Raw genomic sequence first — 6,734 nt, 5'->3', positions numbered from 1 at the left:
CTCGCCTTCTCCTCGGCCGTTATCACCCTGCCCTTTATCCTGCCTGTGGGCTTTCCGTCCTTTATCTCCAGCTCGTTTCCGAAGGCGTAGTCAAGGCCGAGCTCGCTTTTCAGCTTCTCTGTGAAGTACGTGAACCCCCCGCTCACGAGGGCAACCTTGTAGCCCGCCTTTTTCAGGCTCTCAATGAGCTCCTTCGCACCCTCGGTGAGCTTTATCTGGTCGTATATCCTCTCCATTACCTCGACCGGCAAACCCTCGAGGAGCTTCACCCTCTCCCTCAGCGCGGTCTCGAAGTCGATCTCACCGTTCATGGCCTTGCTCGTCAGCTCCTTTACCTCGTCCTCCACACCCGCCATCTTGGCCAGCTCGTCTATGATCTCCGCGTCAATCAGCGTAGAGTCCATGTCGAAGACTATGAGCCTCTTCTCCTCCTTGGCAATGCTGTATGGCTGGATCACCACGTCAAGCCCGCTCTGCTCGATCTCCTCCTTCAGCCTCCTCTTGACCTCGTCGACATCCGCGTCCCTCATGTCGGCCTCGATGGATATCGAGATGAGCTGGTCCCTCGCCGTCAGGGTTGTTTTCTCTATGTTCACGCCGTGGGAGTAGAGGATGCGTGAGACGTCCCTGACTATCCCCACCCTGTCCCTGCCTATTACCGTTATGACGTACCTCCTCTTCTCCTTCTGATCGGTCTTCTCGAAAGGGGATAGGTGGACGTGAACTCCAATCTCTTTGGCCACCTTCTCCAGTCTCTCCCGGATTTCATCAACACTCAGACTGCACTCCGAGATGTCGCCAACTATGAACATCGTGAATATTCCCTGTATGACGCTCTGCTCTATGTCAACTATGTTTATGTTCGCCTCCGCCAGAACCTCGGTTATCCTGAAAACTATCCAGGGCCTGTCAACGCCGAAGACCGAGACCGCCAGCAGCTCCACATGGCAACTTGGATCGTGGATTTAAGAACGTTTTCTAAAGTCCGTGAGTTTTGGAGGCCAAAATCATAAACAAGAAAGATTAAAAATTCTCGAAATTTAATCCTGAGCAATAAAGATGATGGTGTCACCATGAGGGTAGGTGTATTCGTCTGTCACTGTGGCTTGAACATTGCGAGGGTTGTTGACGTTAATGAGGTAACCGAGTACGCAAAAACCCTGCCTGATGTCGCATACGCGACGGACATAAAGTACAGCTGCTCAGATAGCGGTCAGGAGGAGATAATTCAGGCCATAAAGGAGCACAGCCTCGATGCAATAGTCGTCGCGGCATGCAGTCCGAAGCTGCACGAGGTAACGTTCAGGAAGGCCGCGATGAGGGCGGGCCTCAATCCATACATGGTCGTAATGGCCAACATCAGGGAGCAGTGCTCCTGGGTGCATCAGGAGAGGCCCAAAGCAGCGACTGCAAAGGCGAAGGACCTGGTGAGGATGGCGGTAGCGAGCGCAAGGGCTCTTGAACCTCTCTCGAGGAGACAGACAGACGTGAAGAGGGCCGTAGCCGTCATAGGAGGAGGTGTTGCTGGAATAGAGGCGGCGCTGAACATAGCAGATGCTGGGATAAAGGTTTACCTGATCGAGAAAGCTCCGACAATCGGCGGGCACATGGCCACCCTGAATGAGGTCTTCCCGACAAACGACTGCTCCATCTGCATCCTCGCCCCAAAGATGAGCGAGGCCCTGAATCACGAGAACATAGAGGTGATAACCAACGCCGAGCTGAAGGACTTTGAGGGGCATGTGGGCAACTTCAGGCTCAGGATAGTCAAGCACCCGAGGTATGTGGATGAGAGCAGGTGCAAGGGCTGCATAGATGACTGCAGCTCAGTCTGCCCTGTGGAGGTTCCGAACGAGTTTGACTACACCATAGGCACGAGGAAGGCAATATACCTCCCGATCCCGCAGTCCACACCCCTCTATGCGGCGATAGACTGGCAGCACTGCATAGGCTGCAGGCTCTGCGAGAAGGCCTGCGAGCCCAAGGCCATAGACTTCGAGCAGAAGCCCGAGGAGATTGAAATAGAGGTTGGTGCGGTCATCGTAGCTACGGGCTACAAACCGTTCGACGCGAGGAGGGAGGAGGAGTACGGGTACGGGATTTACAAAAACGTTATCACATCTTTGGAGCTCGAAAGACTCCTTTCTGCCAGCGGACCCACACTCGGGGAGCTCCTCAGACCTTCAGACTCTTCCGTGCCCAGAAGAATCGCGTTCATCCAGTGCGTTGGCAGCAGAGATGAGAAGACGAACAGGTACTGCTCAAGGGTCTGCTGCATGGCCAGCCTGAAGAACGCGTTTGCGATAAAGGAGAGGTATCCTGATGCGGAGGTCACGGTGTTCTACATAGACATCAGGGCGTACGGGAGAATGTACGAGGAGTTTTACACGAGAACTCAGGAAAAGGGCATCAGGTTCATAAGGGCGAGGGTCGGGGAGATTTACGAGAAGGACGACGGCACCCTCGTACTGAGTTACGAGAACACGCTCCTTGGTGAGGTGTTCGAGGAGGAGTTCGACCTCGTCGTACTCTCAATCGGAATGGAGGGGAACACCGAGGTTGCGAAGAAGCTCGGCATCTCGGTTGGGGAGGACGGATTCTATGAGGTTGCGCACCCGAAGCTTAGACCGGCTGAAACGGATGTGAAGGGAATATTTCTCGCCGGCACTGCGAGCGGTCCGAAGGACATTCAGGACAGCGTTGCCTCAGCTGGCCTCGCAGCGGCAAAGGCGATGGAGCTTATAGTGAGGGGGCAGGCAGAATTCGACCCCTACAACGCCTACGTGGATCAGGAGAAGTGCATTGGATGTGGTGTGTGCGTGAGCGTGTGCAACTTCAACGCGGCGTTCATGGAGGGCAGGAAGGCGAAGATAGATCCAAACGCCTGCGTGATGTGCGGTGTCTGCGTTGCCTCATGCCCCGCAGATGCGATAGACATGGGGTTCTTCAGGGAGGAGGCGATAGTCTCAGCCATAGACGCACTCGCGGAGGAGAAGAGCATGGAGCCCCTGGTTCTGGCCTTCGCCTGTCACTACTGCAGCTACGGTGCAGCTGACCTTGCGGGCACGACGAAGGTTCAGTACGAGCCCAACATCAGGATAATAAGAACCCTCTGCTCCGGCAGGGTCGATCCGGAGTGGATCCTCAGAGCACTGAAGAAGGGGATTGATGGGGTGATAGTCTCCGGATGCAGGCTCGGTGAGTGCCACTTCAAGGTCGGCAACTACCACGCGAAGGACAGGGTTGAGGCGATAAAGAAGGCCTTGGAGGAGGTGGGCATAAACCCCGAAAGGGTTACGGCAATCTGGCACTCGGCGGGAGAGGCAAGCGGAATTGCGGAGGACTTCAACAGATTCGTCGAAAAGCTGAGAGAGCTCGGACCAATAGAGGAAGAGGTGAAGCGGAATGGTTGAGAGAGACGTTGACATGGCTGGTGAAACGAAATTCAAGTACATCCAGAGGGCTGAAGGAGAGACGAGGGAGCTCGTATACGACTACAAGGTCTGCAACGGCTGCGGGATTTGTGTTTACGCCTGCCCGGTCAATGCCATAGAGCTCGGCCCCGTCCACGACATAGCCGTGGGCCTCGAGATGCCGCCCGTAACCATAGACCACACGAAGTGCGCCTACTGCGGTATATGCTACGCTCTCTGTCCCTTCAACGCCTACGAGTTTTACATAAACGGCGAGAAAATTGAGAAGGATCAGCTCCCCCTCTCCCCGGTAGGGTTCACCGAAATCGACTACGAGAAGTGCACGGACTGTACGCTCTGCTACAAGGTTTGTCCTGCGGATGCCATAGCGAGGACCGTGAGGATAAAGAGGGAAGACCTTCCGGGGAGAAACGAGGGTGCTGAAGGGAAGGTGATCGTGGACAGGGAGAAGTGCAACCTCTGCGGGATATGCGCGGAGTTCTGCGAGGTATTCAAGATGGTCGAGCGCGAGCCGGGGCCAACTAATCCGATGCCGTACGAGGACATTCTGCTCGACGAGAGCACGTGCGATTACTGCAAGCTCTGCGAGGACGTGTGTCCGGAGAACGCGATTAGGGTCGAGGGTGGAAGCAGGCTGGAGTTCAAGCTCGAAAAACTTGCAGACGTTGTTGTGGACAACGAGAAGTGCTCTTACTGCGCATACTGCGAAACTGTCTGCCCGTATGACGCGATCAAAACAACAAAGCCGATGGACGGGGATCTTTTCCTTTATGAGCCCAGGATGTACCGCTGCGATCCCGTTGGATGCGGGGCGTGCATAAAGATATGCAGCCACAACAGGGTGTGGTACGTCTCCGAGGATCAGGGAAGGGTGCACTTCAACGCCCAGCACTGCATCTACTGTGGAGCGTGCGAGAACGCCTGCCCATATGACCTGATAGGTGTGGAAAGGAGGGAGTACTACACTAAGGAGAACGTGTCGTGGGAGCCGTGGGTCGAATCATGGCACGAAGCGCTCAGAAGAGTGGTGGAGAAGAGGAGAGCTGAGGAGCCCGAGAGGAAGCTGTACAGGGAAGAGCTGAGAGGAGAGGTTGAGGAGGAAGACATTGTGCCGAAGAAGGTGGACGAGGAGGTGATGAAGGAGATAGAAGAGAGGCTGAAGGCCGTGGAGGAGGTTCTCAAGAAGGCATACGTCAGGAGAGCAATTGAGAAGGGCAATATAGAAGCATTTATAAAGGGCATCAGGAAGGCAGTGGGCGAGAAGGGCAGGTGATGCAATGCATCTGACAGGGATAAGGGGCAGCAGGAGCCTGAAGCTCAGCGGTAAGAGGATCGTTCTCGGAGTTACGGGCAGCATTGCGGCAATCGAGGCGGTGAAGCTTGCGAGGGAGCTGGTTAGGAGAGGGGCTGAAGTGCACGCGGTTATGAGCGAGGCGGCGCAGAAGATCATCCACCCCTACGCCCTCGAGTTCGCCACAGATAACAGGGTCGTCACGGAGATCACCGGCATGATAGAGCACGTGGAGTACTTGGGCGTTGGAGGCAGTGCAGACCTCCTGCTGATCGCCCCTGCAACTGCCAACACGATTGCCAAAATTGCTGCCGGCATAGACGACACGCCCGTGACAACCATGGCCACAACAGCCCTCGGCTCCGGAAAGAGCGTCATCATTGTCCCAGCGATGCACGAGAGCATGATACACAACCCCGCGGTTGCTGAGGCGATTGAAAAACTGAAGAAGGCGGGAGTTGAGTTCGTGGAGCCGAGGTACGAGGAGGGGAAGGCCAAGTTCCCGGAGATTGAGAAGATCTGCCTTCAGGTCGAGAGGAGGCTTTACGAGAGAGATCTTGAAGGTAAAAGAGTTGTGGTCACCGCCGGTCCGACAATGGAGTTCCTCGACCCGATAAGGTACATCACCAACAGGAGCAGCGGGAGGATGGGTTATGAGATAGCCCTCGAATTCTGGAGGAGGGGTGCGAGGGTCACGCTCATCACCTCAAAGCCACCAACCTTCGAGCTGCCGGAGTTTGAGGTCGTGAGGGTCACCTCTGTCAGGGACATGCTCGATGCGAGCCTCAGGGCTGTAGAGGGTTCGGACGTCTTCGTCTCCTCCGCAGCCGCGGCGGACTTCACAATGGACATGAAGAACAGCAAGATAAAGACGGCCGAAAGGCTAACCCTCGAGCTTGTTGCGGCACCGAAGGTTCTCAGAGAGGTCAGGAAGGTGTTCGACGGGAAGGTGATAGCCTTCAAAGCTGAGACTGGAGTCAGTGACGAGGAGCTCGAGAGGATTGCGAGGGAGAAGATGCAGACTGACAGGGCGGAGATGATCGTGGCAAACGACGTCCTGAACATCGGAATGGGGACCGAGGACACGAGGGTGCTAATCATAACATCCCAGAGAAAGCTCTGGATCGAAGGCGGGAAGCAGGAAGTGGCAGAGAGGATAGTTGAGTACTTCGTCAGAGACTGCCTATGACATTCGTATCCGCAAGCGTGACCGCTATCTTTTCCACAAAAATTGATAGAGACCCTAAAAAGGCGGGCTCGTACGGAGTTGGGTTCACGATAGACGCGGGAGTTGAGGCGAGAGTTTCTGAAGAGGAGGGCGTCTTCCTTAACGGGGAAAGAGTGAGCTTTCCGACTGTCGAGCACGTGCTGGAAAGGCTGGGCGGAAGGGGGATCGAGCTCAGAACCAGCCTGCCAGTTTCCTGCGGTTTTGGCGTGAGCGGCGCATCCGCCCTCGCCACTGCCATAGAGGTAAGCATGCAAAGGGGGCTGGACCTCCCTTTCTTCAGACTTGCAGACATTGCCCACGAAGCTGAAGTTGTGAACAGGACGGGGCTCGGGGATGTGGTGACCCAGAGCTTTGGAGGAATTGTGGTGAGGTTGAAACCGGGCAGCCCATCAAAGTCGAGGGTGGAGAGGTTCCTGAGCAGGGCCGAGGTGGACTTCCTCGTTCTCGGAGAGATGTCCACCAAAGACGTGCTGGGAGATGAGGTGAAGAGGAGGAGCATAAACAAGGCCGGGAAGGAGCGCCTCAAGGAGTTCCTCAGGGCCCCGAGCATAGAAAATCTGTTCTCTCAGGCGAAGATGTTCGCCACCGAGTCCGGACTCGCAGATGAGGAGATACTGGATGTTATCGAAGCAGTCGAGAGCACGGGTGGTGTGGCGAGCATGGTGATGCTCGGCAGAGCGGTCTTTGCACTGAACGGAATGGAGGCATTCCAGGATTTCGATGGCGTGAAGTTCAGCGCGAGGATAACCGGATGCAGCGTCAGGGTGTGATGCCGTTTAAT

5 protein-coding genes are annotated in these 6,734 nt (G+C 55.7%); 4 read left to right on the top strand and 1 reads right to left on the bottom strand.

What is annotated here, in order from left to right:
* On the bottom strand, nucleotides 1-944 hold a 944-nt coding region (gene serB / locus ACXJJC_RS08040), incomplete at its 3' end, for a phosphoserine phosphatase SerB (RefSeq protein WP_456370830.1).
* A gap of 129 nt (nucleotides 945-1,073) precedes the next feature.
* Here serB and hdrA2 point away from each other — a divergent pair.
* From hdrA2 to ACXJJC_RS08020, 4 genes are read left to right on the top strand one after another with little or no spacing between them, the layout of a single operon-like run.
* Entirely contained in the window at nucleotides 1,074-3,413 is a 2,340-nt protein-coding gene (hdrA2, locus tag ACXJJC_RS08035) for a CoB-CoM heterodisulfide reductase HdrA2 (protein ID WP_456370828.1), read from the top strand.
* Nucleotides 3,406-4,707: a 4Fe-4S binding protein gene (locus tag ACXJJC_RS08030; protein ID WP_456370827.1), complete on the top strand. Its 1,302-nt coding sequence runs from the start codon at nucleotides 3,406-3,408 to the stop codon at nucleotides 4,705-4,707. Before hdrA2 ends, ACXJJC_RS08030 begins: the two co-directional genes overlap by 8 nt.
* Before the next feature lie 4 nt (nucleotides 4,708-4,711).
* The gene (gene coaBC, locus ACXJJC_RS08025; protein WP_456370825.1) at nucleotides 4,712-5,914 is read left to right on the top strand and encodes a bifunctional phosphopantothenoylcysteine decarboxylase/phosphopantothenate--cysteine ligase CoaBC; all 1,203 of its coding nucleotides are present in this window, start codon (nucleotides 4,712-4,714) and stop codon (nucleotides 5,912-5,914) included.
* Nucleotides 5,911-6,723 (top strand): pantoate kinase, encoded by an 813-nt coding sequence (locus ACXJJC_RS08020; RefSeq protein WP_456370823.1) that lies wholly within the window; start codon nucleotides 5,911-5,913, stop codon nucleotides 6,721-6,723. The genes coaBC and ACXJJC_RS08020 overlap by 4 nt, the downstream gene beginning before the upstream one ends.
* Nucleotides 6,724-6,734 lie beyond the last annotated feature (11 nt).

This window comes from Geoglobus sp. (assembly GCF_054018175.1).
The sequence above is the reverse complement of the archived record's forward strand: the minus strand, read 5'-3'. Positions and strand labels throughout refer to the sequence as shown.